The organism is Streptomyces sp. NPDC044571 (genome assembly GCF_040647115.1).
GTDB lineage: Bacteria > Actinomycetota > Actinomycetes > Streptomycetales > Streptomycetaceae > Streptomyces.
This window is the reverse complement of record NZ_JBEZBN010000032.1, coordinates 13,975-40,201: the sequence shown is the minus strand read 5'-3', so window position 1 is coordinate 40,201 and position 26,227 is coordinate 13,975. Positions and strand designations below refer to the sequence as shown.

Here is a 26,227-nt window from a genome sequence, read left to right as displayed (position 1 = left end):
GCGTTCTGAGAGCGCTCTCATTCCTTCCCGGCCAAGGAGGCCACCCCATGCCCATGCCCCGGACCGCCGGCAGAGCCGCCCTCCGCCTCGGCGCCGTCGCCCTCGCCGGCACGCTCCTCGCCGCATGCGGTTCCAGCCCGGAGAGCAGCGGGGACGCGGATGGCCCCCTCACACTCACCATCGACCTGTTCGGCGCGTTCGGCTACCAGGAGAGCGGGCTCTACGCCGAGTACGAGCAGCTCCACCCCGGGATCAAGATCAGGCAAACCGACACCGAGGACGAGCAGGACTACTGGAAGTCGCTCCAGACCCGGCTCGCGGGCGGCGGCGGACTGGCCGACGTCCAGGCCCTGGAAGTCGGGCGCATCGCCTCCGTCACCCAGAAGCAGGCCGACAAGTTCACCGACCTGACCGCGTACGGGGCCGGCGCGCTCAAGGACGAGTTCGCCGCCGCCACCTGGTCGGCCGGGACCACCAAGGACGGCAAGGTGCTGGCGCTCGGCACCGATGTCGGCCCCGAGGCCATGTGCTACCGCAGCGACCTGTTCAAGGCCGCGGGTCTGCCCACCGACCGCGGCGAGCTGGCCGCGCGCTGGGCCACCTGGGACGGCTACCTCGAACTGGGCCGCCAGTACCGGCAGAAGGCACCCGCCGGGAGCACCTGGCTGGACAGCGTGGGCAGCCTCAACGCGGTCATGGTCGGGCAGCAGAAGGAGCGGTACTACGACGCCTCGGGCGCGCTGATCTACGAGAACAGCCCCGCGGTGAAGGCCGCCTGGGACGCCTCCGTCAAGGCCGCCGCCGAAGGGCTCAGCGCCAAGCTGGACCAGTGGTCGCCCCCGTGGAACCAGGCGTTCTCCTCCGGTGCCTTCGCCACGCTGCCCTGCCCCGCCTGGATGCTCGGCTACATCAAGGGCCAGGCCGGCGAGGCGGGCAAGGGGAAGTGGGACGTGGCGAAGCTGCCCGGCGGTGCGGGCAACTGGGGCGGTTCCTACCTGGCCGTGCCCGGCGCCGCCCCGCACAAGAAGGAGGCGTACGAGCTGGTCAAGTGGCTCACGGCGCCCGAGCAGCAGGCCAAGGTCTTCCGCAAGCAGGGCAACTTCCCCTCCGCCACCCGGGCCATCGCGCAGATCGCGGACGCCGGGGACCCGTACTTCTCCGACGCCCCGATCGGGCAGATCTTCGGCGAGGCCGCCCGCCAGTCCCCCGTGCAGGTGCTCGGCGTCCACGACAAGGACATCGCCGACCAGATCAACAACGCGCTGAGCGAGGTCGAACGCAAGGGCACCGCGCCGGACACGGCTTGGTCGAACGCGAAGAAGGCCGTCAAGAACGCCCTCGGCTGAGCCCGCCGCCCGCCCGGCGCCGCGCGGCCCCGCCCGGCTCCCGCCGCCCTGCCGGGCTCCGCCCGGCTTCCGCGCCGCCCCGCCCGGCTTCCCCGCCGCCCCGCCCACCCCGATCCCGAAGGACCGCCCCGTGAGCGCCAGGTCCCCCTACGCCTTCCTCGCCCCGTTCTTCACCCTGTTCGCCGCGTTCGGGATCTTCCCGCTGCTCTACACGGCGTACGTCTCCCTCTACCGCGTCGAGCTGCAGACCCCCGGCGAGCTGGAGTGGCGCGGTCTCGACAACTACACCGCGCTGCTCGGCGACCCGTTCTTCTGGACGGCGCTGCGCAACACCTTCACCATCGGCCTCCTCTCCACCGTCCCCCAGCTGCTGATGGCCCTGGGTCTGGCACATCTCCTCAACTCGCGGCTCCGTGCACTGACGTTCTTCCGTACCGCGCTGCTCCTGCCGTACGCGACGTCGGTCGCCGCCGCGTCCCTCGTCTTCGCGCAGCTCTTCGGACGTGATTTCGGCCTGGTGAACCAGGTGCTCGGGCTGGCCGGTGTCGACCCGGTGGACTGGCAGACCGGCACGGCGGCCTCCCAGATCGCCGTCTCGTCCATCGTCGTGTGGCGTTGGACCGGCTACAACGCGCTGATCTACCTGGCGGGCATGCAGTCGATCCCCCGTGAGCGGTACGAGGCCGCCGAGGTCGACGGTGCCTCGTCCTGGCGGCAGTTCGTCCACGTGACCCTGCCGGGGCTGCGCCCCACGATCGTCTTCACCTCGATCGTCTCCACGATCGGAGCCACCCAGCTCTTCGGCGAGCCGCTCCTGTTCGAGGGCTCGATGTCCGGCGGCATCTCGCACCAGTACCAGACCCTGGGCCTCTACATGTACGAGCAGGGCTGGGGCTTCTTCCACCTGGGGCGGGCGGCGGCCATCGCCTGGATGATGTTCCTGCTGATCGCGGTGCTGGTCGGGGTCAACGCCCTGCTGGCGCGGCGCCGTTCGGGTCAGGAGGCCTGGTGATGAGCACCTCTGCCCCGGCTGCCCGGCGTGGCGGGAGGGTCGCCTACGCGGTCCTGGCCGTCGCGGTGCTGGTCTCGGCCTTCCCGCTGTACTGGACGCTGGTCGCCGCGAGCCGTTCGAACTCCGAGTTGGCGCGGCCGGTGCCCGCGCTATTGCCCGGCCCGCGTCTTCTGGAGCACCTCCAGGCGGTGCTGGACGAGGCGGCGATCGGCAAGGCGCTGGTCAACTCGCTCATCGTCTCCGCGTCGATCACCGTGGGCACGGTGCTGTGCTCCACGCTGGCCGGTTTCGCCTTCGCCAAACTGCGGTTCCGCGGTCGCGGGTTGCTCCTCGGTGCCGTCGTCGCCTCGATGATGATCCCGCCGCAGCTCGGGGTGATCCCGCTCTTCATGCTGATCGTCGAGCTGCACTGGGTGAACCAGCTCCAGGCGGTGGTCCTGCCCGGACTGGTCTCGGCGTTCGGCGTGTTCTTCATGCGGCAGTTCCTGGCGCAGTCGCTGCCGGACGAGCTGATCGAGGCGGCCCGGGTGGACGGGGCCTCGTACGCCCGGATCTTCTGGTCGGTCGTGGTGCCCATCGCCCGCCCGGGCATGGCCGTCCTGGGGCTGCTGACGTTCATGACGGCCTGGAACGACTTCTTCTGGCCGATCGTCGCGCTCTCCTCGCAGGAGCCGACCGTGCAGGTCGCACTGCGTCAGCTGGGCGGCGGCTACGTCCACGACCAGTCCGTGATCATGGCGGGCACCCTGCTCGGCACCCTGCCGGTGCTGCTGGTGTTCGCCGTACTGGGCCGCCAGATCGTCGGCGGCATCATGCAGGGCGCGGTCAAGGGCTGACGGGCGCCGCCGGGCCGGGTCCTCCTTTCCCCTTCTCTCCCTCCAGGAGTCCTTCCATGACCACTGCCGACGCGTTCGCGCTCGGGGACGCCGCCACGGATGCGCGGACGGATACGCAGACGGACGCGCGCACGGATGTGCGGACGAGTGCGCAGACCGATACGGCCCTGCGTTTTCCGGCCGGCTTCCGCTGGGGAGCCGCCACCGCCGCCTACCAGATCGAGGGGGCCGCCTCGGCGGACGGGCGCGGACCCTCCATCTGGGACACCTTCAGCCGGGCCCCGGGCAACGTGCTCAACGGCGACACCGGGGACATCGCGGCCGACCACTACCACCGGGTGCCCGAGGACGTGGCCCTCTTGAAGCGGCTCGGCGTGAGCGACTACCGCTTCTCGGTCGCCTGGCCGCGGATCCAGCCCACCGGCCGGGGCCCGGCGCTCCAGCGCGGGCTGGACTTCTACCGGCGGCTCGTCGACGCCCTGCTGGAGGCCGGGATCCGGCCGGTCGCCACCCTCTACCACTGGGACCTGCCGCAGCAGTTGGAAGTCCTCGGGGGCTGGCCCCGGCGCGAGACGGCCGAGCGGTTCGCCGAGTACGCGGGGATCGTGGGAGCGGCGCTCGGGGACCGGGTGCACGACTGGACCACGTTCAACGAGCCCTGGTGCGCGGCCTTCCTCGGATACGCGTCCGGCGTCCACGCCCCGGGCCGGACCGAGCCGGTCGCCGCCCTGCGGGCCGCCCACCACCTCAACCTCGCGCACGGCCTGGGCACGGCTGCCCTGCGCGCGGTCCTGCCGCACCCGGCAGCGGTCTCGCTGACGCTGAACCTGCACGCGGTGCGCCCGCTCACGGGGTCTGCCGCCGATCTGGACGCGGCCCGGCGCATCGACGCGGTCGGGAACCGGATCTTCCTCGACCCGGTCTTCCACGGTCGTCTGCCCGAGGACCTGGTCCGGGACACGGCCGGGCTCACCGACTGGTCGTTCGTCCGGGACGGCGATCTGGCCGCGGCCGCCGCTCCCGTCGACTGGCTCGGTATCAACTACTACTCCCCCACGCTGGTCGCCGCCGCCCCGGCCGCGGAGCCCGGGCCGTCACCGCGGTCGCCAGGCGTCGCAGAGCCCTCGCCGTGGGTGGGCGCGCAGCCGTACGTACGCCTGCTGCCCGCGCCGGGTCCGCGGACGGCCATGGACTGGCCGGTGGACGCGGGCGGACTGTACGAGCTGCTGACGCGGCTGCGCGACGAGCTGCCGGGGGTGCCGCTGCTGATCACGGAGAACGGCGCAGCCTACGCCGACTACGCCGACCCGGAGGGCGCGGTGCACGACCCGGACCGGATCGCGTACCTGCACGGCCATCTGGCGGCGGTGCACGCGGCGATGGCGGACGGGGCGGACGTGCGGGGGTACTTCGTGTGGTCGCTGATGGACAACTTCGAGTGGGCGCACGGCTACAGCAAGCGGTTCGGCCTCGTCCACGTGGACTTCGCGACGCAGCGGCGCACCGTGAAGGACAGCGGCCGCTGGTACGCCGGGGTCATTGCGCGCGGTGGTCTGCCAGCCTGACCACGGCCGCGTGCCCGGCCGTACGGAGGCGGCAGCCGGACCCGGCGGTGATCAGGGCCGCGTCGTACGGGCCGAGGGTGAGCGGCCCGTCGCCCGCGTCGAGTTCCGCCGAGCCGCGCAGGGCGACCACCAGCAGGGTTTCGCGGGGTGCGGCGCTGAGCGCGAGCACGCCGCGGACGACGGCGGTGTCCGCGCGGGCGCTGTCGCGCCGGTACATCACGTTGAAGTTGACGACGGGGCCGTCGATCAGCCGGCAGCCGGTCGGGACGTCGCCGGGGAAGTCCTGCGGGGCGAGGCGTTCGGCGACGGTGCGGGCGGCGCCGCCCACGCTGAGGTGCATGCCGGCGCCCTCGGCCAGGGTGAGCGTGCGCTCGACGCCGGGGAACGCGGAGAACGGCCCGTCGGCGGCCACCTCGGCCAGGCTCACCCGCCAGGCGAAGTCATCCGTCCCGGCGCCCTCGGGCCAGGCGGCGATCTCCCGGGTGACTCCCCCGCCGTTCTTCCACGGCACGGCCTCCCGCGCACCGGCTCGCAGCACCCGCACGTCGTTTCCCCTCTCTCACTTCCCACCGGGAGCCTATCGAGCCTCCGGGGCCCCCGCCGCGGCCGTCTGACGAGATCCACGAGGGGAGCCGTGCGGACAGGCCGACGGCCGGGTGCGGCCGGGGCCCCCGCCGCGGGGGAACGCGGGCTGAGCCTCACGCCCGCTTCGCCGTCGGCGCGGGGTCCGCGCGGTGCCGGAGACGAGGGACGTGCGCCGGATTGCCCGGGCGGGAACGGGAGTCAGACGAGACGCCGGGTCGTGTGCGCGAGCGAGGACCGGGCGGCGGGGCCGCCTTCGGCGTGGTCCGTGTCGACGGCGTACACCATGAGCGGGCTGCTGCCGGTCGGACCGGTGACGGTGGCGCGCAGCCGGTAGCGCTCGGTGCGGACGGCGCCCTGGCCGAGGGCGGTCCCGCCCTCGTAGAGGTCGGCGGGCAGCACGTCGGTGGCGATGCGCAGGTCCACGCGGCGCCAGCTGCCGGTCGCCGGGTCGCGCCGCTCCAGGACGTACGGGTCGGCAGGTCCGGGCAGGTCCCCGGGCGAGCCGGGGAGCGGCTCCATCTGGAAGGCCACCAGCAGGTGCCGGTAGGCCTGGCCGCTGCCGCCGCGCAGGGTGACCGTGAACTCCTGGGCGGGGCCGCCGCGTACGAGGTTCAGCCGACCGCCCGCGGTGTCCACGGAGAGGGCCGGCCGCGTCGCCGGGGCGGCGGCCGGCGCCGGGGCCGAGGGCCGGGCCGCGGCGGCCGAGGGCGTGGACGAGGGTGCTTGCGCCTGCACGGAGGCGGAAGCGGAAGCGGACGGGGAGGCGGTCGGCGCGGGCGTACCGGAGACGGAGGGTGTGCCGGTCGGCGACGGCGCGGGAGCGGCCGACCCGGTCTTGGTGTGCGACTGCCCGGTGCAGGCGGTGAGGCTCGCCGCCAGCACCGCCGAGGCGATGAGCAGACGGGGTCTGACGTACATGCTGGTGGCCCTCCTACGGCTCCCGTGAGGCCCGGACCGTAACAGGACGCCCCCGCCTGGGGCTGCGCCGGAGGGTGACACTTCGGTCACGGTTCCCGACGGGCGGAGCCGTACGCACGGCGCCGTGTGCGCGGAGACCGGCCCTGCAGGCCGGCTGGCGGGGCAGGCCGCAGGGCCCGGCCGTTCGCACCGTCGAGCCGACTGCACGGACCGAGCCGTGAGCCGGGGCTGCCGGGCCGGGGCGGCTGCGCAGGGCCGGGGGGTGGGGCTCCCGGGTGGGGGTGGTCAGGCCTTGAAGTCCTCCTGGCGGAGTGGGGAGGCTTCGGCGAGGGCCTTGGCGACCTCGGCCGCGCCCGCCCTCAGCCCGTAGACGGGGGTGCCGGGCTGCTGGCGCCAGGAGTCGTCGAGTCCGCCCGCGTCGACCGAGTCGAAGCCGAGTTCGTCGATGAGGGCCCGGACGGTGTCCTTGGCCGACTCGTCGTCGCCGGCCACCGGGACGGCGATCCGGTCCGGGTCGCCGGCCGGGCGGGGCCGGTCGATGAGGTCCTGGGCGTAGGTGCCGTTGAAGGCCTTGACCACGGGGTGCCCGAGCTGCTGCTCGGTCCAGCGGCTCTCGGTCAGGCCCTCGTCCTCGATGCCGGCGATGCGGCCGTCGCGCCGCTTCGGGTAGTAGTTGCCGGTCTCGATGACGACGAAGTCCTTCGCCGCCCCGTCGAAGAGGCCCGGGGGCAGGTCCGGTACGTTCTTCAGGGGGACGGTGACCACGACGACCTCGGCGCCGCGGGCGGCCTCCGCGGCCGTGACCGGGGTCGCGCCGGTCTCCGCGGCCAGGTCGGCCAGGGTCTCGGGGCCCCGGGAGTTGGCCACGCGCACCTCGTGCCCGAGGGCGGTGAGGCGGCGGGTGAGGTTGCCGCCGATGTTGCCTGCGCCGATGATGCCGATCTTCATGAGCTCTCCCGTGCGTGCAGGGTGGCCGGTGTCGCGCGGTTGCGCGTGGTGCCGCCTTGGTCCGAACCGCCCGGCGCCGCCCGGCATTCCGCCCCGGCCGGCCCATCCCCCGTACGAGCGGTCTGCCGCACTGCCGTTCCGGCCGGGTCCTGCGGGGGGCAGGACCCGGCAACGGCGGACTCCCCGCCCGGGATCAGGCTCCGCTCGCGTCGAGCATGTCCTCGCGCTCGACGATCTTCACGCGCTCGCGCCCCTGGGGCTCGCCCAGCGCCTTCTCGGCCGCGTCGAGGCGGTACCAGCCCTCCCACGTCGTGTAGCGGACGTTCCGCTCGGCGAGGAAGGCGTCGACGGCCTCCGGCTCGGGCGTGGCCGGCGTCTGCAGGCGCCCGCCCGCGTGGTCGGCGAGGAGGTTGGCCACCGTCTCGTTGGCGTCGCCCTTGGTGTGGCCGATCAACCCGATCGGGCCGCGCCGGATCCAGCCGGTGACGTACGTCGACTGCAGGTGCTCGCCGCCCTGCATCACGCGGCCGCCCTCGTCCGGGACGGTGCCGGAGTCCACGTCCCAGGGCAGCTTGGGCAGTTCGTCAGAGAGGTAGCCCACGGCCCGGTAGACGGACTGGACGTCCCAGTCGGTGAACTGCCCGGTTCCCTTGACGTTGCCGGTGCCGTCGAGTTCGGTGCGCTCGGTGCGCAGGCCGACGACCTTGCCGTCCTCGCCGAGCACCTCGACGGGCGACTCGAAGAAGTGCAGGAACAGCTTGTGCGGCCGCTCGCCGATGTCCCGGATCGCCCAGTTCTCCAGGGTCTTGGCGACCATGTCGGCCTGCTTGTTGGAGCGGCGGGTGGCGATCGAGCCCTCGTCGTAGTCGATGTCCTCGGGGTTGACGATGACCTCGATGTTCGGCGAGTGGTCCAGCTCGCGCAGCTCCATGGGGCTGAACTTGGCCTGGGCGGGGCCGCGGCGGCCGAAGACGTGCACTTCGAGGGCCTTGTTGGCCTTCAGGCCCTCGTACACGTTCGGCGGGATCTCGGTCGGCAGCAGCTCGTCGGCCGTCTTCGCGAGGATGCGGGCGACGTCGAGGGCGACGTTGCCCACGCCGAGCACGGCGACCTTCTCCGCCTCCAGCGGCCAGATGCGCGGGACGTCGGGGTGGCCGTCGTACCAGGAGACGAAGTCGGCGGCGCCGTAGGAGCCGTCGAGGTCGACCCCCGGTATGGCGAGCGCACGGTCGGCGGTCGCGCCCGTGGAGAAGACCACGGCGTCGTAGAAGGCGTGCAGCTCGTCGAGGCTGATGTCGTTCGGGTAGTCCACGTTGCCGAAGAGGCGGACCTGCGGCTTGTCGAGCACCTGGTGGAGGGCGGTGATGATGCCCTTGATCCGCGGGTGGTCGGGGGCGACGCCGTACCGGATCAGGCCGAAGGGGGCGGGCATCCGCTCGAAGAGGTCGATGGAGACGCCCGGCTCGGCGGCGGCCTCGGACTTCAGCAGCGCATCGGCGGCGTAGATTCCGGCGGGGCCGGCACCGACGATTGCTACCCGCAGGGGGCGAGGCATGACAAGTTCCCTTCGACCGACAAAAATGGATCAAGGGGAACCCTAAGCTAAGGGCACCCTAAGCGAGCACCCGGGCCCGGCTTATGACCCCATAAGCCGAACTTATGACTTCCCCAGGACATCCTTGGAGTCCCCGGTCACACTGGTGGGGTGGGTGTCCCGACCGCCGGTACGAGGAGGTGCCCCGATGGACCCGGTGGCGGCGCTGGAGCGGATCGCCTTCCTGCTGGAGCGCGGACAGGCGCCCACGTACCGGGTGCAGGCCTTCCGCACGGCGGCGGCCGCCCTGGTCCGCATGGGAGAGGACGAAGTGGCCGAACGGGTGGCCGCCGGATCTCTGGAGGCGGTGAAGGGCATCGGCCCCAAGACCGGCCAGGCCGTCCGGGAGGCGCTCGCCGGAGCCGTCCCGTCGTATCTGCAGAAGCTGGAGGACGAGGTCGCCGCGCACCCCGAGGGCCCGCCGGCCACCCCGGGAGCCCGTGCGCTGCGGGCGGCCCTGCGCGGGGACTGCCATCTGCACTCCGAGTGGTCCGACGGCGGCAGCCCGATCGAGGCCATGGGGCGCGCCGCGGCCGGGTTGGGCCACGAGTGGGCGGTGCTCACGGACCATTCGCCGACCCTGACCGTCGCCCGGGGGCTCTCGGCGGAGCGGCTGCGCGAGCAGCTGGCCGTGGTGGCGGAGCTCAACGAGACGTGGGCGCCCTTCCGGCTGCTCACCGGCATCGAGTGCGACATCCTGCTCGACGGCACGCTCGACCAGGATCCGGAGTTGCTGGACCAACTGGACGTCGTCGTCGCCTCCGTCCATTCGAAGCTGCGGATGGAGTCGCCCGCGATGACGAGGCGGCTGCTGAAGGCCGTACGCAATCCGCTGATGGACGTCCTCGGCCACTGCACGGGCCGACTGGTGACCGGGCGGGGCCGCCCCGAGTCGCAGTTCGACGCCGAAGCGGTCTTCGCCGCGTGCGCGGAGTCCGGGACCGCGGTGGAGATCAACAGCCGCCCCGAACGCCTGGACCCGCCCCGGCGGCTGCTGCGGCTCGCGGTCGAGACGGGCACGCTGTTCGCCGTCGACACGGACGCCCACGCCCCCGGCCAGCTGGACTGGCAGCTGAACGGCTGCGAACGGGCCGCGGAGTGCGGGGTGCCGGTCGAACGCATCGTCAACACCTGGCCGCTGGACGACCTCCTCACCTGGACCCGCACCCGCCGGCCGCCCTCCGCCGCGGCAGCGGCCTGACCGGGCCTCAGACCGCCGGGAAGAGCCCGGCGCCGCGGACCAGCAGCAGGGTCACGTCGGCGGCGGCGACCGCCAGTACGGCCAGGAAGGGCACCCGGCCGCGGCGGCCGCTCGTGCCGAGCACCGCCGCGGCCGTCACGGCCAGCAGGGTCCAGCCGTACGGGCCGACCCGGCCCGGAGGCCCGAGCACCAAGGCCCCGGTGGAGCCGAGGACCAGCAGTCCTCCCAAGGCGGCCGCACGCCGCGCCCCGAGCCGGTGCGGCAGGCCCGCCACTCCCGTCGCCAGGTCGTCGTCGAGGTCGGGCAGTACGTTGGCGACGTGCGCCCCCGCTCCGAGCAGGGCGGCCGCGGCCGTGAGCCAGGCCGGCGGCCAGGGCGTACCGGGCAGGCCCAGCGTGACGAAAGCCGGGAGCAACCCGAAGGCGAGGGCGTACGGGAGCCAGGACCAGGCGGTGCGCTTCAGCCGGAGGTTGTACGCCCAGGCGGCGGCCACCCCGCACAGGTGCGCGCAGCCGGCCGGGAGTCCGGCGGCCAGCGACAGCGGCACGCAGAGCAGCAGGGCGGTGAGTGCGGCGGCCGTCACCGCGCCGGGCCGCACCGCCCCCGCAGCCAGCGGCTTGTCCCTCCGGCCGGTCATCAGGTCCCGACGCAGGTCCACCCGGTCGTTGCACCAGCCCACCGAGAGCTGTCCCGCGGCCACCGCGGCCACGGTGAACGCCGATCCGGGCAGGTCCCGGCCGACGGCTGCGGCCAGGGCAGCGGTGAAGAGGGTCACGGCGGCCGCGGGCAGCGGGTGACAGGCCTTGAGCAGGGCGACGGCGCCGGCGACGGCCGGCCGCAGCCCGGCGAGGCCGGGCCGCCCGCCCTCAACGGGCCGTGCGGCGGTGGGGGTCTGCTGCACGGCACCACGCTAAGCCCGGGGCGGGGACGGCGCCGCGCCCGATTCGCGGGATTCCCTGGGAAGTGTCAGTTATTCCCTATGTTGGGGCAATGACCCGTGTCATGGCAGTGAGCAGTGTGTTCCCGCCCCACCGCTACCCCCAGTGCGAGATCACCGCGGCACTCTCCCGTTTCATGCCGTCACCGGCCGATTCGGCCCGTCTGCACCGGCTCCACGCGTCGGTGGGGGTCGAGACGCGCCACCTCGCGCTCCCGCTGGACCGGTACGGGCCGGCGAACGACTTCGGCACGGCGAACGCCGTCTTCCTCACGACGGCCGAGGAACTGGGCGCCCGCGCCCTGGAATCCGTGCTGGCCGCAGCCTCGATGGCGGCGCACGAGGTCGACCTGGTCATGTCGACGACGGTGACCGGGCTCGCGACGCCCTCGCTGGAGGCCCGCCTCGCCGCCCGCGCGGGGCTGCGCCCCGATGTGAGGCGCCTGCCGCTGTTCGGCCTCGGCTGCGCGGGCGGCGCGGCCGCCCTCGGCCACCTGCACGACTACCTGGCGGGACGCCCGGACCACGCGGCGCTCATGCTCTCCACCGAGCTGTGCTCGCTCACCCTCCAGCCCGCCGACACGTCGCCCGCGAACCTCGTGGCCGGCGCCCTCTTCGGCGACGGGGCCGGCGGCCTGCTCGCGGTGGGCCGGGGCCATCCGTTGCACCGCACGGCCCCCGGGCCCTCGGTCGTGGCCGCGCGCAGCCACCTCTATCCCGGTACCGAAGGCCTGCTGGGCTGGGACATCGGCCACTGGGGGTTCCGGATGGTGCTGGGGCGGGAACTGCCCGACCTGGTCCGGCTGCACGTGGCCGGGGACGTGGAGGGCTTCCTCGCCGGACACGACCTCAAGCCCTCGGACGTCGACGCCTGGATCGTCCATCCCGGCGGCCCGAAGATCCTCGACGTACTGGCCGACGCGCTCTCCCTGCCCGGCTCGGCCTTCGGCGCGAGCCGCCGCTCGCTGGCGTCCGCGGGCAACCTGTCCTCGGCCTCGGTGCTGCACGTGCTGAGCGGGATCCAGGCGGCCGGCCCGCCCCCGCCCGGCGCGGTGGGGCTGATGGTCGCCTTCGGACCGGGCTTCGCCTGCGAACTCGTCCTGCTGCGCTGGTGAGTCCGATGGCCTTCCCGCCCGCCGTGCCCTTGCCCGCCATGCCCTTCCCGTCCGCCATGCCGCTCCCGTCCGCCGTGCCCGTCACGCCCGCCGTGCCCGCACTGCCTTCCCTCGCCCTGTCGACGGCCGCGACCCTGGCCCCCTACCTGCTGCTGGTCGGGCTCGTGGCCGTCGAGCGGCTCGCCGAGCTCGCCGTCGCCCGCCGCAACACGGCCTGGAGCCTGGCGCGCGGCGCCCGCGAGTACGGCCGGGGCCACTATCCGCCCATGGTGGCCCTGCACACCGCGCTGCTGCTCGCCTGCGTGGTCGAACCGCTCGCCGCGCCGCGTCCGTTCCTGCCCGCGCTGGGCTGGACCGCCTTCGCCCTGGCCGTGGCGGCCCAGGGCCTGCGCTGGTGGTGCATCGCCACCCTCGGCCCGCGCTGGAACACCCGGGTGCTGGTGGTGCCGGGGCTGCCGCTGGTGGCGGCAGGCCCGTACCGCTTCCTGCGCCATCCCAACTACGCCGCCGTGGTGGTGGAGGGCGTGGCGCTGCCGCTGGTGCACACGGCATGGCTGACGGCGCTCGGCTTCGGCGTGCTGAACCTGCTGCTGCTGAGGGTGCGCGTGCGCTGCGAGGAGGCCGCTCTCGCCGATACGGCGCCGGCGCGCCGCGCGGCCGTGCCGGCCGGGGACGGCGCCCTGTGATCGACCTGCTGGTGGTCGGGGGCGGCCCGGCCGGGCTGGCCACGGCCGTGCACGGAGCGCTGGCCGGGATGGAGGTGGTGGTCCTGGAGCCCCGCCCCACCCCCATCGACAAGGCGTGCGGGGAAGGGCTGATGCCGGGGGCGGTACGCCGTCTGGCGGAGCTGGGCCTGTCCGTGCCCGGCCGTCCGTTCCACGGGATCCGCTACCTGGACGGGATGACCGGCCGGCACGTGGAGGGGCGGTTCCACTCCGGCCCCGGCCTCGGCATCCGCCGTACGGTCCTGCACGCCGCGCTGGCCGACCGCGCCGCCCGGCTGGGCGTACGGGTGCTCGCCCGGCGCGCGGGAGAGGTCCGCCAGGACGAGGACCGGGTCGGCGCCGCCGGGCTGTGCGCCCGCTACCTCGTGGCCGCCGACGGCCTGCACTCCCCCGTCCGGCGAAGCCTGGGCCTGTCGGCGCCGCCCGCGCCGGGGCGGCCCGCCCGCTACGGGCTGCGCCGCCACTACGCGGTGGAACCGTGGAGCGAGCTGGTCGAGGTGCACTGGTCGCAGCGGTGCGAGGCGTACGTGACCCCGCTGGGGCCCGGACGCGTGGGCGTGGCGGTCCTCACCGGGGACCGCGCGCCCTTCGAGGAACAGCTCGGCCGTTTCCCGCTGTTGGCGGCGCGCCTGCCCGCCTCCGCGCAGACGCCGGTGCGCGGGGCCGGGCCACTGCGCCAGCGGGCCCGGGTACGGGTCGCGGGGCGCGTGCTGTTCGTCGGGGACGCCGCCGGGTACGTGGATGCGCTGACCGGTGAGGGGCTCACCCTGGCCCTGACCGCCGCGGGCGAACTGGTCCGCTGCGTGCGGGCCGGCCGGCCGCAGGCGTACGAACGGGCCTGGCGGGACCTCTCCCGCAGCTATCGCGCGCTCACCGCCTCCCTGCTCTGGGCGCGCCAACAGCCCCGGCTCGCGGGACGGATCGTGCCCGCGGCCGCCCGCATGCCGTGGCTGTTCACGCGAGCCGTGAACCTGCTCGCCTAGACGCGGCGGGGGCGGGAGCGGGCCCACCCGCACCCTTGGTCACATTCAGCGGCAGCCCGCACCGCCGCGCCACTCGGGGTAGGCGAACGGTGGAGCCCGCGGCTGCCGTCACGCCCGGTGACGCTTCGAGATGCGCACGCGCGGCGCTGCTGTTTCGCTGGTTCCGCCCGTCTTTCCCCCACACCCCCAAGGAGTGAGCATGAGCATTGCAGGTGATTCCCAGGGCCGTTCCCGGCAGTTGCGCGAGAAGGCGCAGGAGCTGAACAAGGCGGCCGAGCGCTCCACCGACCCGGAAGAGCGCCGGAGGCTCCAGGAGAAGGCCCGGCGGCTGGAGGAGCAGAGCAAGCAGGAGAGCAAGATCGACGACCGGGGTATGGATCCCATGTAGTGCGGGTCCCGCGCAGCACGCATCGGCCGGTGGCAGCGGCCCCGGCCGATGCCGTACGTACAGGTGCACATGAACACGTATGGGGACGGTGGATGAAGGCGACGGAGATCTTGGCCGACGGGTACGGGCGGATCCGGGAGGTCGTGCACGAGGTGGTCGAGGGGCTTTCGGCCGAGGAGTTGAACGACCGGACCGATGCGGGGGCCAACTCGATCACCTGGCTGGTGTGGCATCTGACCCGGGTGCAGGACGACCACGTGGCGGACGCTTCGGGCCGGGAACAGGTGTGGCACGCCCAGGACTGGGTGACCCGGTTCGCGCTGCCCCTGCCCGCCGACGCCACCGGTTTCGGCCACAGCTCGCGGCAGGTGGGCTCGGTCCGGGTGGACTCGGGCGAGCTGCTGCTGGGGTACTTCGACGCGGTCCACGAGCAGAGCCTCGGATTCCTGCGGGGTCTGGCCGCCGCCGACTTGAACCGTGTCGTCGACGAGCGCTGGGACCCGCCGGTGACGCTCGGGGTGCGCCTGGTCAGCGTCCTGGCCGACGACCTCCAGCACGCCGGCCAGGCAGCCTTCGTACGCGGCGCGCTGCAACGCCGCCGGCGGGCCACCCGCTAGCAGTTCACCCGCGGGACGTGCTGGGTGACGCAGTGGACGCCGCCGCCGCCCCAGGCCAGGGTGCGCGCCGGGGTGCCGACGACCTCGCGGCCGGGGAAGAGCGTCGCGAACTGGGCAAGGGCGAGGGAGTCCGCCGGTTCGCCCGAGGTGGGGACGACGACGCTGCCGCTCGTCAGGTAGTAGTTCGTGTAGCTGAAGGTCTCCACCATCAGGCCGTTGTGGCGGAAGTGCGGCTGGTGATGCATCTCCACCACGTTGAAGGGGCGCCCGCACGCGTCGGTCGCGGCGTCGAGCACCGCCTTGTTGGCCGCCATCCGGGCGTGGTTGGGGCCGGCCGGGTCGGGCTGGGTGTGCAGCAGCACCTTGGCGGGGCCGAGGTAGGCGGCGACGAGGTCGACGTGGCCGTTGGTGATGGTGTCGCCGGCGAGGCCGTACGGGAGCCAGATCAGCTTGGTCGCCCCGTACGCGGCGAGCAGCGTGGACTCGATCCGGGCGCGGCTCATGCCGGGGTTGCGGTTGGGGTTGAGCAGGCATTCCTCGGTGGTGATCAGGGTGCCCTGCCCGTCGGTGATGACGGAACCGCCCTCCAGGACCATGTCGACCGGCTTGCGGGTGTCGCCCAGGTACGTACAGACGCCCACCGGCAGGAAGTCGTCTTTGTCGTAGGGGTACTTGTTGCCCCAGCCGTTGAAGCCGAAGTCCAGGCCGATCCGGTGGCTCTTGGCGGCGTTCACGGCGAAGACCGGCCCGGTGTCGCGGGTCCAGCAGTCGTTGACCGGGTACTCGGTGACCGTCACCGTGCTGCCGCACTGGGCTTGCGCCTGCGCCGCCCTGCCCGGTTCCGCGACCATGGTGACGGTCTCGTAGCGGGCGATGGCCTTGGCGATGCCGGCGATCTCGGCCTGGACACTGCCGAGCAGTGAGCCCCAGCCGACCGTCTTGTCCCAGGGCCAGGCCATCACGCAGCCTGAGTGCGGCTCCCATTCGGCGGGCGCGTGGTGCGGGTCCTCGGCGGGGGCGGCGAAGGCGCGGCCGCCGAGCAGAGGGACGGCTGCGGCGGAGAGGGCGGCGGCACCGAAGGCACGCCGGGACATTCGCGGCAGGTTCATGACATGACTCCTCGAAATGAGGCCGGCGGCGGCCGGGTGGCGCCGTCCAGCGGGGAGGGCCCATAAATCTAACGTCGTTAGGTATCGGGTTGCGGGGACCTTAACGCGCCGCACCACGGTTGGGAAGCCCCTGCCCGCGGGTAACCTCATCGCGGAATTCGGCAAGGCAGACCCGGTGAAAGGGCGTCAACGTGCCTTCGGTGGATCTGGTCCGGCGCGGCATCACGGCGCTGTGCCTGCTCGCGCTCTGGCCGGCCGCCGCCGTCGGCGCAGGGCCGACGGCCGCAGCGGCGGAGGGCCCCGTGCCCGCAGCGGTGGTCGGGCCCGTGGTCACTGCGGCGGACGGCGCGGTGACCACTGCGGCGGACGGCCCCGTGGTCGTCACCGATCACGGGCCGGTACGCGGTCGGGCCCGCGGCGGACACCGGACCTTCGAGGGCATCCCGTACGCCGCACCGCCGACCGGCCGGCTGCGCTGGCGGTTGCCGGAGCCCGCGGCGCCCTGGACGGACGTACGCGACGCCGGCGCGCCCGGGCCCCGCTGTGTGCAGCTGCCCCCGATCGGGCCGGGCGGTCCGACCGGCTCGGAGGACTGCCTGTACCTCAATGTCACCGCACCCGACCCGGCACCCGCGCGCTCAGCGGCCCCGGACGGGCAGCAGCGGCCTGTCCTGGTCTGGTTCCACGGCGGTGGCTTCGCCAACGGCGCCGGCGACCTCTACCGCCCGGAGCAGCTCGCCGTCCAGGGCGGCGCGGTGGTCGTCACGGTCAACTACCGGCTCGGCGTCTTCGGCCTGTTCGGGCATCCGGCGCTCGGCGGTGCACCCGATTTCGCCCTGGCCGACCAGCAGGCGGCCCTGCGCTGGGTACGGGCGAACGCGTCCGGCTTCGGGGGCGACCCGTACAACGTCACGCTGTTCGGCGAATCAGCGGGCGGGCTCAGCGTCTGCGCCCACCTGACCTCGCCGGCCTCGGGCGGCCTCTTCCAGCGGGCGGTCCTGCAGAGCGGCTCGTGCTCGACCACCATGCCGCCCTGGTCACTGCTCCCCACCCTGGGCAGGTACGAGCCGTTCGTGCCCGAGCCGCGCACGGTCGAGAAGGGAGTCGCCGCCGCGAGCCGGCTCGGCTGCGACCGGGCGGAGCCGGCCGCCGTGCTGGACTGCCTGCGCGAGCTGGACACGGCACGGCTCGCGACCCCCGAGCTGATGCAGGACTTCTCCCTCGTCTCCCACGGCACCACCCTGCTGCCGGTGGAACCGCGCCGGGCCCTGGAGCAGGGCCGCTTCCACCGGGTGCCGGTGATCCAGGGCACCACCTGGGACGAGATGCGGATCTTCCTGGGCCAGAACCTGGCCGCCTACCCCGTGGCCGACGAGGCCGGCTACCGGGCCCGGCTGGAGCGCTCCTTCGGTGCGTCGGCCGCCCGCGCCATCGCCGCCCGCTACCCCGCGCGGGCGTACCCGACGCCGGCGCTGGCCTTCGCCGCCGTGCTGTCCGACGCCTCGTTCACCTGCCCGGCGCTGCGGGACAGCCGGGCGCTGGCCCGGCACGTGCCGACGTACGCCTACCGGTTCAGTGATCGGGACGCGCCGAACTTCACCGGCCTGCCGGAGGTGGTGGGCCTCCCGTACGGCGCCTCGCACGGCTTCGAACTGCCCTACCTGTTCAGCATGGGCGTCCCGCTGACGGGACCGCAGCAGGAGTTGTCGGACCGGATGATCGGCTATTGGACCGGGTTCGCCCGCAGCGGTGTGCCGCGGGCCGCCGGGGCGCCCGAGTGGCCGCGCTTCGGACCCGGCCGGGCCGTGGTGTCCTTGGCGCCCGGGGCAGGGGGGATCCGCACCGTGGATGCCCGCGCCGAGCACCGGTGCGACCTGTGGGACGCGCGGTGGCCGTGAGGCGGCCGGTGCGGTGCGGTGCCGGACGCGGGGGCGCGCCGGTCACCAGGGCGCGGTGGTGATGACCTCGCCTCCGGTCGTCCGGACCGACACCGTGCCCTTGTCCCCGTAGACCTGCTGCCGCCATGCGGTGAACACCCGGGCCAGGCGGCGGGCGTCCTCCCCGACCCCCTTGCCGACGGAGCGGGTCGCGAAGGTCAGCACGGCCTCGCCGGCTCCGCCGGCCGTACGGACCTTGGCCTGCCGGACGGGCTGCGCGGGCAGGAACCGGTCCTCGGCGGTGCGGTGCTCGGCGTAGTAGGCGTTGAAATCCCGGGTCATGTCGAACCATCCGGCGCCACCGCAGGGGCCCGCGCCGTTGGTCACGTCCGGGTCGGTGGGCGGGCCGGCGTAGCCGGTCTCCTCATCGGTCGGCGGCCCCGCGTAACCCGTCTCCTCATCGGTCGGCGGCCCCGCGTAACCCGTCTCCTCATCGGTCGGCGGCCCCGCGTAACCCGTCTCCTCGTCGGTCGGCGGGCCCGCGTAACCCGTCTCCTCGTCGGTCGGCGGGCCGGCGTTTCCGGCGCCGGCGCCGTCGTCGTCGGTGGTGAGATCGCGGTCCAGGCCACACGTCTCGTGCGCAGGCACCGGGGACGGCGGCGCGGCGGCCTCGCCCGCATGCCGGGTCCCGCAGGCCGCCAGTACGGCGCACAACAGGGCCGCCCCCACCGCTCTGCGGGCCGCGGGCCCGGTCATGGACACGGATACGGATGCGGATACGGCTTTCTTCGTCACGATCGTCCTCCCCCTCGACCATGGAGAGGTGATCGGGCCCGCCACGGTTCCGCCTCCGGGCGACGACTATCGTGAGGAGGATGACCGGTGCAGGACGGCCGCGGCCGCTTCTCTTCCTCGATGTCGACGGCCCGCTCATCCCCTTCGGAGCCACGCGGCAGCAACGGCCGTACGGCTACCCGACGTACGGGGAGGACTCCGCGCATCCGCTGCCGGCCCGGATCGACCCCTCGCTCGGACCTCTGCTGGCGGCGCTGCCGTGCGCGTTGGTGTGGGCGACGACGTGGCGGGCGGCCGGGCGCCCGTTCGCCTGGATCGACGACGAGATCACCGACGCCGACCGGTGGTGGGTGGCCGCCCACCACCCCGGCCCGGCCCTGCTCCACCGGGTCGACCCCGCGTTCGGTCTCACCGACGCCGACTTCACCGTCCTCGCCGCATGGCTGCGCGAGGTGGGCCGTCCGGACACCTCGGTATCGCGGGTCCGAGCCTAGTTCGACGGCAGGGTCTCCTTCCAGGAGGCGGTGACGAGCGAGCGCTGGGCCGCCTCCAGGTGCGTCGCCGCGGCCAGCCAGGCCCAGGCGTAGGCGTCGGCCGAGGGGTCGGCCAGGCGGCCGAAGGCGTCGCGGGGGCGGCGGTCCGCCTCGGCGGCGAGGGCGGCGGCCGACTCCGCCGCCGCGGTGAACCCGGACCGGCGGAGCGCGCCGTTCGCGGCGAGGGGCTCGGCTCCGCGGGCCGCTTCGGCGACGGCCCGGCGGCCGCCCGCGACCCCGGTTTCGAGCAGGCGGCGGACCCGCCACAGCGGGGAGTCCGCCAGCGGGTCCGGGCCGGGGGAGACGGGAGCCACGGGGTCCGGACCGGCGGAGGCGGGCGGGAAGTGGCTGCCCTGGAGCCGGTCGTAGCCGAGGTCGGCGCGGCCGAGCCACTCCTCGGGCAGCCGCAGGGTGTACTCCGCACCGGGCGCCGGGCCGACCGCCAGCGGGCGCAGGGTTGCGGCCCGGTCCAGGTCGGGCCGGCCCAGGACGCGGATCACCAGTCCGGGGCGGGCGGCGATCCGGCGCAGGTTGTCCGTGTACGGGAGCTCCGGGTGGGGGTGGGCGGCGCGCAGCCGGAGCAGCGGGCCGTCCTCACGGGTCTCGCGGACCAGGAGGTCTTCGCCGCAGGCGCCCACGACGCGCACCTCGCAGCCCAGGAGCCGGGGCCCCTCCTCCACCTCCGGGGCGCCATCACGGTCGGGGTCGGCCGACTGGGCGGCCACCGCCTCCGCCGCCGGTCGGGCGAACAGGGCTGCGGCCGGTTCCCCGGTCCACGGGACTCCGCGCAGCGGTGTCGCCTGCACCCCGCGTCCGGCGCCGAGGCGGCCGTCGGGGGACACGGTGGCCCCGGCGATGCGCAGGCCCCCGCGGGCGAGCCCCGCATGGTCGAGGGTGGCACCGCCGAGCGCCACCGGGGCGGATCCTGCGCCCCGGGCGCGGGCCAGGCCGCCGGGGCGCACGTCGGAGACCGAGTAGGCGGCGCCGTCGGAGCCCATGAGGTGGGTGACCACTCCCCCGTATCCGGTGGCGGAGAGCACGGGCTCGCGGCACAGGCCGTACACGCGCAGGCTGCCGCCGGGCCGGTAGGCCCGGCGGACGGTGCCGGTGAGTTCGGGGCCGGCCGCGCCGGAGGCCAGCAGCCCGGCGGTGTACAGGAGTTCGCGGAAGGCGCCGGTGAGCTCCGCGAGCCGGTGGCCGCCGCTGCGCTCGCCGGCCGCGCGCAGCCCCCGTACGACCCGCAGCGCGGCGGCCTCGGCCCGCGGCAGCCCGGCCAGGCGGGCGGTGTGGCCGGCCCGCAGCAGCTCGGCCTGGACCACCGCACCACCGGCGGTGACGCCCGCGGCCAGGGCCTCGGCCGCCGCCTGCCACAGCCCGCCGGCGGCCCGCAGCTGCGCCCCGCTGAGCGCGGGCGCCGTCTGCGTCGCCCCGCCCGGATGGCCCGCCTCCTGCCTCGCTCGGTCGGCCCCGGGGCGCCGCGGCCGGCCGAAGCCCTCGCCGGAACCGGTCCCGCGCACCCGGTCGCCACCCGACCCGGGCTCCGAGCCGGAGCCGGGCTCCAGCCCGGAGCCCGGGTCTCCTTGCGGCCCTGAGCGGGCGCCGGGCGTCGTGCCCCAGCCGGCCTGCGGGCCGGAACCGCTCACCGGACCGGGGCCGGGCGCCGGGGCGGCATCCGGTCGCGGGGGAACGGCCTCCGGCAGGGAGGGGTCGGGACCGGGCTCCACCTCGTGGTCCGGGTCGGGCCACGAGGTGGGGGCGGCGAGGGGGCAGGCGGCGAGGGCCGCCGTGCGGTGGAGGCAGCGGGGGGCCAGCAGGCAGCTGCACTGAGCCTGTTCGGCGGTGGCGACGGTGCCGTCCGGACCGGGCCGCAGGGTGACGAGGGCGTCCTCGCCGAAGCGTACGGTGACGCTGCCGTCGGGCCCCGCCTCGGCACCGCCGGCGCAGCCCGCGATCGCGGCGTCGAGCTTCTTGCGCAGCCGGGCGGTGAGGCTCTCCACGGCTTCGGCGAGGACCTCGGGGGCGACGGGCGGCAGCTGCGGCAGGGGGTCGGTGCTCAACGGGCTTCTCCACGGAGGCGGTCGCCCACCCAGCGGGCGAGGGCAAGGGGGCTGAGGGCGGCCACCGGCATCCCGGCGGCGACGAGTTGGCGCGCGACGGGGACCGAGTACCGCGGCGTACCGGAGTCGTCGAGCGCGGCGCAGCCCAGCAGATGGGCTCCGGAGGCGGCGAGGGCGCGTACCTCTCCGAGGAGGCCGCCGATCGGGCCGCCCTCCTCGAAGTCGCTGACCACGACGACGAGCGTGCGGCTCGGGACGGTGATCAGGGAGCGGGCGTGGGCCAGGCCCGCGGCGATGTGCGTACCGCCGCCGACCCGCACCTCCAGCAGGAGCGAGAGGGGGTCCTCGACCCGGTCGGTCAGGTCCACCACCTGGGTGGAGAAGGCGAGGAAGTGGGTGGACAGGGTCGGTACACCGCCGAGTACGGCCGCTGTGAGCGCCGACCAGACGACGGAGGCCTCCATCGAGCCGGACACGTCGACGACGAGGATCAGCCGCCAGTCGGCCTCACGGCTCATACGCGTGCTGAAGACGGGCCGTTCGGGGACGACGACCGTCCTGCCGTCGGGGAGGCGGCGCGTGTGCGCGAGGTTGGCCCGCAGCGTCCGCGCCAGGTCGAGCGGGCCGCCGGGACGGCGGGTGGGGCGCGGGCCGGCGAGGCCGGAGAGCGCCGGGCGGAGCCGGGTGGCCAGCTCCTTGGCGAGTTCGTCGACGAGCCGCCGCACCATGGGCCGCAACCGGGCGAGTTGGGCCTCGGGCATGCCCCCGGCGAGGGAGAGCACGGAGCTCAGCAGCTCCACGGAGGGACGTACGGCCTGCGGGTCGAGCTGGGTCAGTACGTCGGCGCGGCCCGCATCCGCGGCCTCGGCGAGCACCTCCTCGCGTACGTCGGCCCCGAACAGGGCCTCCAGCTCCTGCGCCCACTCCCGCGCCGTGGGGAAGGAGGCCTCCTGGCCGCCCCCCGCGCCGCCTCCCGCACCGGAGTCGAGGTCGGCGGCGCCCTCGCCGCGGCCGGCGCCGTACAGCTCGTCCAGGGCATGGGCATAACGGCGCGCGCCCGATGGCAGTTGGTCGCGGCGGCGGCCGAGCAGCAGCCGCCAGCGGTCGGCGGGGGCGAGCCTGCGGTCCTCCGGTAGGGGGACGGGTCCGCGCGAGGCGGTGGCCGCCGGCCCCGCATCCCGCGGCTGGGGCGGCGTATCGCACCGTGGCAGCGGAAGACCCTTGACGGCGGCGGCACCGGCGGCGTCCGCGGCGGCCCAGAGTGCGAGCAGGGCGGGGGACGCGTCGAGGGACACGTCGACGCGGTCGCCGAGCCGTCCGGTGACGGTGTCGAGCAGCCGGTCGCGGGCGGCGGGCGCGAGGGTGTCGAAGCCGCCGCGCAGGGCCGGGAGCCGGTCCAGGAACTCCTGGTCGGCGAGGGTGTCGACCCGGTCCAGGACCGGGATGAGGGCGGCCTCGGAGGACGCCAGCAGGGGCCCTGCGGCGGCCAGGACGCCGCCGAGCCGGCGGGCCAGGGCGCGGCGGCCGTCCGGGGTGCGGGCGCTGTCGATCCAGCCGGCGGCGCGGTCGCCCAGTCCGGCGGCCGGGTCGAGGTCGAGGAGGACCCGTACGGCCAGGGCGGCGCCCTGCATCAAAGGGGAGGCGGTGGCGGCCAGTTCCGCCAGGGCGGTGTCCATGCGCAGGCCCAGGTGGCGGGTTGCGGCGCGGTCGGCCAGGGCCACGAGGGCGCGTGCGTCGGCGGGGTCCTCGCTGCCGGCCAGACCGGGCAGGGACCGTACGGCGGCTTCGAGCAGCTCACCGGCGAGCACGGTGGCGGCGGTACGGGACGCGTCGCCGGTGCCGGGCAGGTGGCCGCGGGCCAGGCCCTCCAACAGGTCGAGCGCCTCCAGCAGTTCGGGCAGGGTGGCCGTCTGCGGGAGGATGGCCGCGGCCTCCTCCAGCCGTACGTCGACCAGCTCGGGCAGATCGCACCGCGCGGCGGCGGCCAGACCGGCGAGGATCTGGGCGGGGGTCGGACCCCCGTCGGCGGCGGCCCGCCGGGCGGTGTCCCGGAGGGTCCCGGCCGCGGCCTGGGCGGCGGTGACCCCGCGGACCCCGGCAAGGTCGAGGCGGGCGGGGACGGAGGGCGTCCAGCGGAGGCGCCACTTGGTGCCGAGGGCGGCGCCGTCGCCGGTGGCGGCCACGGCGAGGGGCTCCCCGTACGAGGAACCGCAGACGAGCAGGCGTTGCAGGAGGACCTCGCGGCGTCCGTCGAGCGCGGAGCGCAGCGGGTCGAGGCGGACCTCCCGCGCGGCCGGTTCCTCGGGGCCGGGCAGCCGCAGCTCCGCGAGCTCCGACTCGACGGAGGGGCCGAGTCCGGAGCGGGGCGCGCGGGGGCTGATCCGGCCGCGGCCGGTGCCTGTCAGCACGGCTTCGAGGGCGCGGGCCAACGCCCGTCCCCGGCCCAGCGATTCGCCTTGGCCGAGCACGGTGGACACGGCTTCGAGGAGCTCGCCCCGGCCGGGGGCGGGCAGCCCCCGCAGGACGGCCAGGTCGCAGGCGAGCCGCAGCGTCTCCGCGGCCTCCCCGGTCCCGGCGGTGTGCCCGGCCCGCCGCAACTCCCGGCAGATCCCGACGACGGCGGCGGACGCCGCGTCGCGCAGCCGCCGGGGGTCACCGCCGGCGTCCAGGACGGCCTGCTGCCAGAGGGGATCGCGGATGCCGGCGGGGTAACCGGAGCGGGAGTCGAGCAGGTCGAAGGAGTAGGGCACGAACGAGGTCACCACGGCCCCGTCCGCCACCGCTCCCCCTCCCGCGGCGGCCATCCCGTCGGCGCGGGGAGTGCCGCTGCCGGCCGGTACGCCGTGGTCTGCCACGGCCACCGGGGACCCGGATCCGGCCGACGGGGGGACCGCGGCTGCGATCGCTCCGGGCCCCGCGGCCGGTGCCGCGGCTGTGCCGGAACCGGCCGGCAGGGGTGCGGCGCCGGTCAGGGCCGGGGCGTGGAAGGCGCCGATCACCGCCGCCACCCGGCGGCCCCCGGCGGCGGCGTCGCTGAGGACCGCGCGCATGCAGGCCTCGCGGGCCAGGTCCGTGGCGGGGACGGAGGCGTCCTGGCGCAGGGCCCAGCCGACGCCGAGGGCCGCGCGGCGGACGGCCTCCGGGGTGCAGCCGGGAGCCAGGACCTCGACCGCCCGGTCCCACAGGTCGTCGCCGTCTCGGCCGGTGCCGGCAGCGGCGAGGGCGTCGGCGAAGGTCCGCCGCGCCCGCGCCGGGGCCTCGGTGGCCGGGTCCGCAACCCGGTCCGCCTCCGGGCCCGCCGGGTCCGCGCCCGCAGCCGCGGGCTGCGGGGACCCGGGCGCGCTCGGGGGCAGCGCCGGGGAGGGGGCGTCGGGACGGGCCGGAGAGGGGTCCGTCCAGGCCGGGGCCGACAGCGGGAGGTCGCAGCAGCGGACCTCCACACCGCGGGCCCGCGCCCAGCGGATCGCCGCCAGCTCCGGGGAGAAGTCCGCGAACGGGTAGAACGCCAGTCGGCCGTCCACGCCCGTGCCCGCCAGGGCGACGGGGGCGACCGTCTCCGGGTCGGCCAGGTGGTCCAGCCACGGCTGGAAGTCGGCGGGGAGCTCGACGCAGACCACCTCCGCCCCCGACGCGTCCAGCAGCGCGGGGACCACCGCGGCCAGGGCGGGGCTGTGGTGGCGCACTCCCAGCAGGTACGGCTCGCGCGACGCGGCGAGCGCGTCCACCACGGCCCGCGGACCGGCCCCCGCGTCCGTGTCGGCCTCCGCCGCACCGGTGGCGGCCCTTGACCGGGAGGCGGACGCCGGAACCGGGCGGGACGTCGTCATCGCAGGCTCCCGCGCAGGTCCCACAGGCGGCGCCACATCGCCGAGCCGTCCTCGGCGCGGCGGCGGACGGGGCCGTCCCAGTACCCCAGCAGGCGGCCGTGGTCCGCCGGGTCGTCCTTGCGGACCACACCCAGCAGGTGCCCCGGCAGCAGGTCCAGGACGTCGCCGCCCGGCAGGTACGCCGCGGCGACCCCCAGGGAGGCGGCCACCTGGACGGCTTCGGCGGTGGACATGACCGTACCGGGGCGTTCCACGTCCCAGCCCTCCGCCGAGCGCCCCGAGCGCAGGTCCCGGAAGACGGTGACGAGCGCGTCGAGGACGGCGTCGTCGACTCCGAACGCGGCGCCCGCCCGCTGCACGGCGGCCACGGCCTGGCGGCGGATCAGGGTCGCCTCCGCGTCCGCGTCCGCGATCGGCGCGACGGTCTCGAAGTTGAAGCGCCGCTTGAGGGCGGCGGACATCTCGGAGACGCCGCGGTCACGCAGGTTGGCGGTGGCGATGACCGTGAACCCGGGGGCCGCCGAGACCACGGCGTCCTCGGTGGCGGTCAGTTCGGGCACGCTGACGCGCCGGTCGGACAGGATCGACACCAGCGCGTCCTGCACCTCGGGCAGGCAGCGGGTGATCTCCTCGACGCGCACGACCCGCCCGGTCCGCATGGCGGAGAGCACCGGGGAGTCGACGAGCGCCTGCCGGCTGGGGCCCTGGGCGAGCAGCAGGGCGTAGTTCCAGCCGTAGCGGAAGGCGTCCTCCGTGGTACCGGCGGTGCCCTGCACCGTGAGGGAGCTGGTGCCGCAGACGGCGGCGGCCAGCAGTTCGGACAGCATCGACTTGGCGGTCCCGGGTTCGCCGGTCAGCAGCAGGCCGCGCTCCCCCGCGAGGGTGACGACGCAGCGCTCGACGAGGGCGCGTTCGCCGACGAACTTGGGGGCGATGGCCAGTTTGGCGGGGAGTCCGGCGCGGCGCTTCGGCAGGGCGAGCTCCACGCCGGAGCTGCCGCAGACGAAGGTGACGACGGCGCGGGGGGTGAGCGCCCAGCCGGGCGGGCGGGGGCCGGTGTCCTGTGCGGCGAGGAAGGCGAGTTCGGCCGCGTGGCGCTCCTCGGCGGGCAGGGTCTGCCGGGGCGGCGCCGTAGCCGCTGCCGCGGTGGTCGACGGCCCGGCGGCCTGGTCGGTGAGGGTCATGGGAGGGTCCTCTCGGGATTTCGGGAAGCAGGAGGGGGCCGTGGGGCAGCCGCCGCAAGCGGGTGCCCCACGGCC

22 protein-coding genes are annotated in these 26,227 nt (G+C 75.1%); 12 read left to right on the top strand and 10 right to left on the bottom strand.

All coding sequences use genetic code 11. From position 1 onward, the window contains the following. The first annotated feature begins 47 nt into the window (after positions 1-47). The 4 genes from AB0B01_RS18790 (at position 48) to AB0B01_RS18775 (ending at position 4,759) form a co-directional block, all read left to right on the top strand. Positions 48-1,346 carry an extracellular solute-binding protein gene (locus tag AB0B01_RS18790; RefSeq protein WP_361719874.1) on the top strand — a complete coding sequence of 433 codons (1,299 nt, stop codon included), beginning with the start codon at positions 48-50 and terminating at the stop codon, positions 1,344-1,346. A gap of 130 nt (positions 1,347-1,476) precedes the next feature. Further along, positions 1,477-2,358: a sugar ABC transporter permease gene (locus AB0B01_RS18785; RefSeq protein ID WP_361719871.1), complete on the top strand. Its 882-nt coding sequence runs from the start codon at positions 1,477-1,479 to the stop codon at positions 2,356-2,358. Continuing rightward, positions 2,358-3,194, top strand: a complete 837-nt coding sequence (locus AB0B01_RS18780) for a carbohydrate ABC transporter permease (protein WP_361719868.1) — start codon at positions 2,358-2,360, stop codon at positions 3,192-3,194. The genes AB0B01_RS18785 and AB0B01_RS18780 overlap by 1 nt, the downstream gene beginning before the upstream one ends. A gap of 56 nt (positions 3,195-3,250) precedes the next feature. Then, positions 3,251-4,759, top strand: a complete 1,509-nt coding sequence (locus AB0B01_RS18775) for a GH1 family beta-glucosidase (RefSeq protein WP_361719865.1) — start codon at positions 3,251-3,253, stop codon at positions 4,757-4,759. On the opposite strand, the gene AB0B01_RS18770 is transcribed toward AB0B01_RS18775, so the two are convergent. The 4 genes from AB0B01_RS18770 to AB0B01_RS18755 all read right to left on the bottom strand — a co-directional run bounded on the left by AB0B01_RS18770 (position 4,731) and on the right by AB0B01_RS18755 (position 8,765). Then, positions 4,731-5,303 (bottom strand): HutD family protein, encoded by a 573-nt coding sequence (locus tag AB0B01_RS18770; protein ID WP_361719862.1) that lies wholly within the window; start codon positions 5,301-5,303, stop codon positions 4,731-4,733. The two genes, AB0B01_RS18775 and AB0B01_RS18770, sit on opposite strands and share 29 nt — an antisense overlap. Positions 5,304-5,542: 239 nt before the next feature. Continuing rightward, positions 5,543-6,262 (bottom strand): hypothetical protein, encoded by a 720-nt coding sequence (locus tag AB0B01_RS18765; RefSeq protein WP_361719859.1) that lies wholly within the window; start codon positions 6,260-6,262, stop codon positions 5,543-5,545. Between the two features lie 285 nt (positions 6,263-6,547). Then, positions 6,548-7,210, bottom strand: coding sequence for an NAD(P)-binding domain-containing protein (locus AB0B01_RS18760; protein WP_361719856.1), 663 nt, complete (start codon positions 7,208-7,210; stop codon positions 6,548-6,550). Positions 7,211-7,403: 193 nt separating this feature from the next. Beyond that, positions 7,404-8,765, bottom strand: coding sequence for an FAD-dependent oxidoreductase (locus tag AB0B01_RS18755; protein WP_361719853.1), 1,362 nt, complete (start codon positions 8,763-8,765; stop codon positions 7,404-7,406). A gap of 187 nt (positions 8,766-8,952) precedes the next feature. Here AB0B01_RS18755 and AB0B01_RS18750 point away from each other — a divergent pair, with 187 nt between their 5' ends. Further along, on the top strand, positions 8,953-10,005 hold the full coding sequence (locus tag AB0B01_RS18750) for a PHP domain-containing protein (protein WP_361719850.1): 1,053 nt from the start codon (positions 8,953-8,955) through the stop codon (positions 10,003-10,005). Between the two features lie 7 nt (positions 10,006-10,012). Here AB0B01_RS18750 and AB0B01_RS18745 read toward each other — a convergent pair whose 3' ends face one another. Continuing rightward, on the bottom strand, positions 10,013-10,906 hold the full coding sequence (locus AB0B01_RS18745; RefSeq protein ID WP_361719847.1) for a UbiA family prenyltransferase: 894 nt from the start codon (positions 10,904-10,906) through the stop codon (positions 10,013-10,015). Between the two features lie 89 nt (positions 10,907-10,995). Between AB0B01_RS18745 and AB0B01_RS18740 the strand changes: the two genes are divergently transcribed. From AB0B01_RS18740 to AB0B01_RS18720, 5 genes are all read left to right on the top strand, one after another. Then, entirely contained in the window at positions 10,996-12,057 is a 1,062-nt protein-coding gene (locus tag AB0B01_RS18740; RefSeq protein ID WP_361719844.1) for a 3-oxoacyl-[acyl-carrier-protein] synthase III C-terminal domain-containing protein, read from the top strand. Positions 12,058-12,191: 134 nt separating this feature from the next. Further along, entirely contained in the window at positions 12,192-12,743 is a 552-nt protein-coding gene (locus AB0B01_RS18735) for an isoprenylcysteine carboxylmethyltransferase family protein (protein WP_361719972.1), read from the top strand. Beyond that, a complete protein-coding gene (locus AB0B01_RS18730) occupies positions 12,740-13,765 on the top strand; it encodes an NAD(P)/FAD-dependent oxidoreductase (protein WP_361719841.1) in 1,026 nt (341 codons plus the stop codon). Before AB0B01_RS18735 ends, AB0B01_RS18730 begins: the two co-directional genes overlap by 4 nt. A gap of 199 nt (positions 13,766-13,964) precedes the next feature. After that, a complete protein-coding gene (locus AB0B01_RS18725) occupies positions 13,965-14,153 on the top strand; it encodes a DUF6381 family protein (protein ID WP_361719838.1) in 189 nt (62 codons plus the stop codon). 92 nt (positions 14,154-14,245) lie between these two features. Continuing rightward, positions 14,246-14,770 (top strand): DinB family protein, encoded by a 525-nt coding sequence (locus AB0B01_RS18720; RefSeq protein ID WP_361719835.1) that lies wholly within the window; start codon positions 14,246-14,248, stop codon positions 14,768-14,770. On the opposite strand, the gene AB0B01_RS18715 is transcribed toward AB0B01_RS18720, so the two are convergent. Further along, positions 14,767-15,879, bottom strand: a complete 1,113-nt coding sequence (locus AB0B01_RS18715) for an agmatine deiminase family protein (RefSeq protein WP_361719832.1) — start codon at positions 15,877-15,879, stop codon at positions 14,767-14,769. The two genes, AB0B01_RS18720 and AB0B01_RS18715, sit on opposite strands and share 4 nt — an antisense overlap. Before the next feature lie 191 nt (positions 15,880-16,070). Between AB0B01_RS18715 and AB0B01_RS18710 the strand changes: the two genes are divergently transcribed. Beyond that, complete coding sequence (locus tag AB0B01_RS18710) at positions 16,071-17,777, top strand: carboxylesterase family protein (protein WP_361719829.1); 1,707 nt, start codon at positions 16,071-16,073, stop codon at positions 17,775-17,777. A gap of 42 nt (positions 17,778-17,819) precedes the next feature. Here the strand turns inward: AB0B01_RS18710 and AB0B01_RS18705 are convergent, their stop codons facing one another. Further along, the gene (locus tag AB0B01_RS18705) at positions 17,820-18,551 is read right to left on the bottom strand and encodes a hypothetical protein (RefSeq protein WP_361719826.1); all 732 of its coding nucleotides are present in this window, start codon (positions 18,549-18,551) and stop codon (positions 17,820-17,822) included. A gap of 80 nt (positions 18,552-18,631) precedes the next feature. Between AB0B01_RS18705 and AB0B01_RS18700 the strand changes: the two genes are divergently transcribed. Next, positions 18,632-19,045: a hypothetical protein gene (locus tag AB0B01_RS18700; RefSeq protein ID WP_361719823.1), complete on the top strand. Its 414-nt coding sequence runs from the start codon at positions 18,632-18,634 to the stop codon at positions 19,043-19,045. Here the strand turns inward: AB0B01_RS18700 and AB0B01_RS18695 are convergent. From AB0B01_RS18695 to AB0B01_RS18685, 3 genes are read right to left on the bottom strand one after another with little or no spacing between them, the layout of a single operon-like run. Further along, complete coding sequence (locus AB0B01_RS18695) at positions 19,042-21,141, bottom strand: hypothetical protein (RefSeq protein WP_361719820.1); 2,100 nt, start codon at positions 21,139-21,141, stop codon at positions 19,042-19,044. The genes AB0B01_RS18700 and AB0B01_RS18695 overlap by 4 nt on opposite strands. Next, positions 21,138-24,968, bottom strand: coding sequence for a DUF5682 family protein (locus tag AB0B01_RS18690; protein ID WP_361719817.1), 3,831 nt, complete (start codon positions 24,966-24,968; stop codon positions 21,138-21,140). The genes AB0B01_RS18695 and AB0B01_RS18690 overlap by 4 nt, the downstream gene beginning before the upstream one ends. Beyond that, positions 24,965-26,152: an AAA family ATPase gene (locus tag AB0B01_RS18685; protein WP_361719814.1), complete on the bottom strand. Its 1,188-nt coding sequence runs from the start codon at positions 26,150-26,152 to the stop codon at positions 24,965-24,967. Before AB0B01_RS18685 ends, AB0B01_RS18690 begins: the two co-directional genes overlap by 4 nt. Positions 26,153-26,227 lie beyond the last annotated feature (75 nt).

Coding starts and splice junctions, on each gene's coding strand:
- AB0B01_RS18790 (WP_361719874.1), top strand. CDS start 48: ATGCCCATGCCCCGGACCGCCGGCAGAGCCGCCCTCCGCCTCGGCGCC.
- AB0B01_RS18780 (WP_361719868.1), top strand. CDS start 2,358: ATGAGCACCTCTGCCCCGGCTGCCCGGCGTGGCGGGAGGGTCGCCTAC.
- AB0B01_RS18775 (WP_361719865.1), top strand. CDS start 3,251: ATGACCACTGCCGACGCGTTCGCGCTCGGGGACGCCGCCACGGATGCG.
- AB0B01_RS18765 (WP_361719859.1), bottom strand. CDS start 6,262: ATGTACGTCAGACCCCGTCTGCTCATCGCCTCGGCGGTGCTGGCGGCG.
- AB0B01_RS18760 (WP_361719856.1), bottom strand. CDS start 7,210: ATGAAGATCGGCATCATCGGCGCAGGCAACATCGGCGGCAACCTCACC.
- AB0B01_RS18755 (WP_361719853.1), bottom strand. CDS start 8,765: ATGCCTCGCCCCCTGCGGGTAGCAATCGTCGGTGCCGGCCCCGCCGGA.
- AB0B01_RS18750 (WP_361719850.1), top strand. CDS start 8,953: ATGGACCCGGTGGCGGCGCTGGAGCGGATCGCCTTCCTGCTGGAGCGC.
- AB0B01_RS18740 (WP_361719844.1), top strand. CDS start 10,996: ATGACCCGTGTCATGGCAGTGAGCAGTGTGTTCCCGCCCCACCGCTAC.
- AB0B01_RS18725 (WP_361719838.1), top strand. CDS start 13,965: ATGAGCATTGCAGGTGATTCCCAGGGCCGTTCCCGGCAGTTGCGCGAG.
- AB0B01_RS18720 (WP_361719835.1), top strand. CDS start 14,246: ATGAAGGCGACGGAGATCTTGGCCGACGGGTACGGGCGGATCCGGGAG.
- AB0B01_RS18715 (WP_361719832.1), bottom strand. CDS start 15,879: ATGAACCTGCCGCGAATGTCCCGGCGTGCCTTCGGTGCCGCCGCCCTC.
- AB0B01_RS18700 (WP_361719823.1), top strand. CDS start 18,632: ATGACCGGTGCAGGACGGCCGCGGCCGCTTCTCTTCCTCGATGTCGAC.
- AB0B01_RS18690 (WP_361719817.1), bottom strand. CDS start 24,968: ATGACGACGTCCCGCCCGGTTCCGGCGTCCGCCTCCCGGTCAAGGGCC.
- AB0B01_RS18685 (WP_361719814.1), bottom strand. CDS start 26,152: ATGACCCTCACCGACCAGGCCGCCGGGCCGTCGACCACCGCGGCAGCG.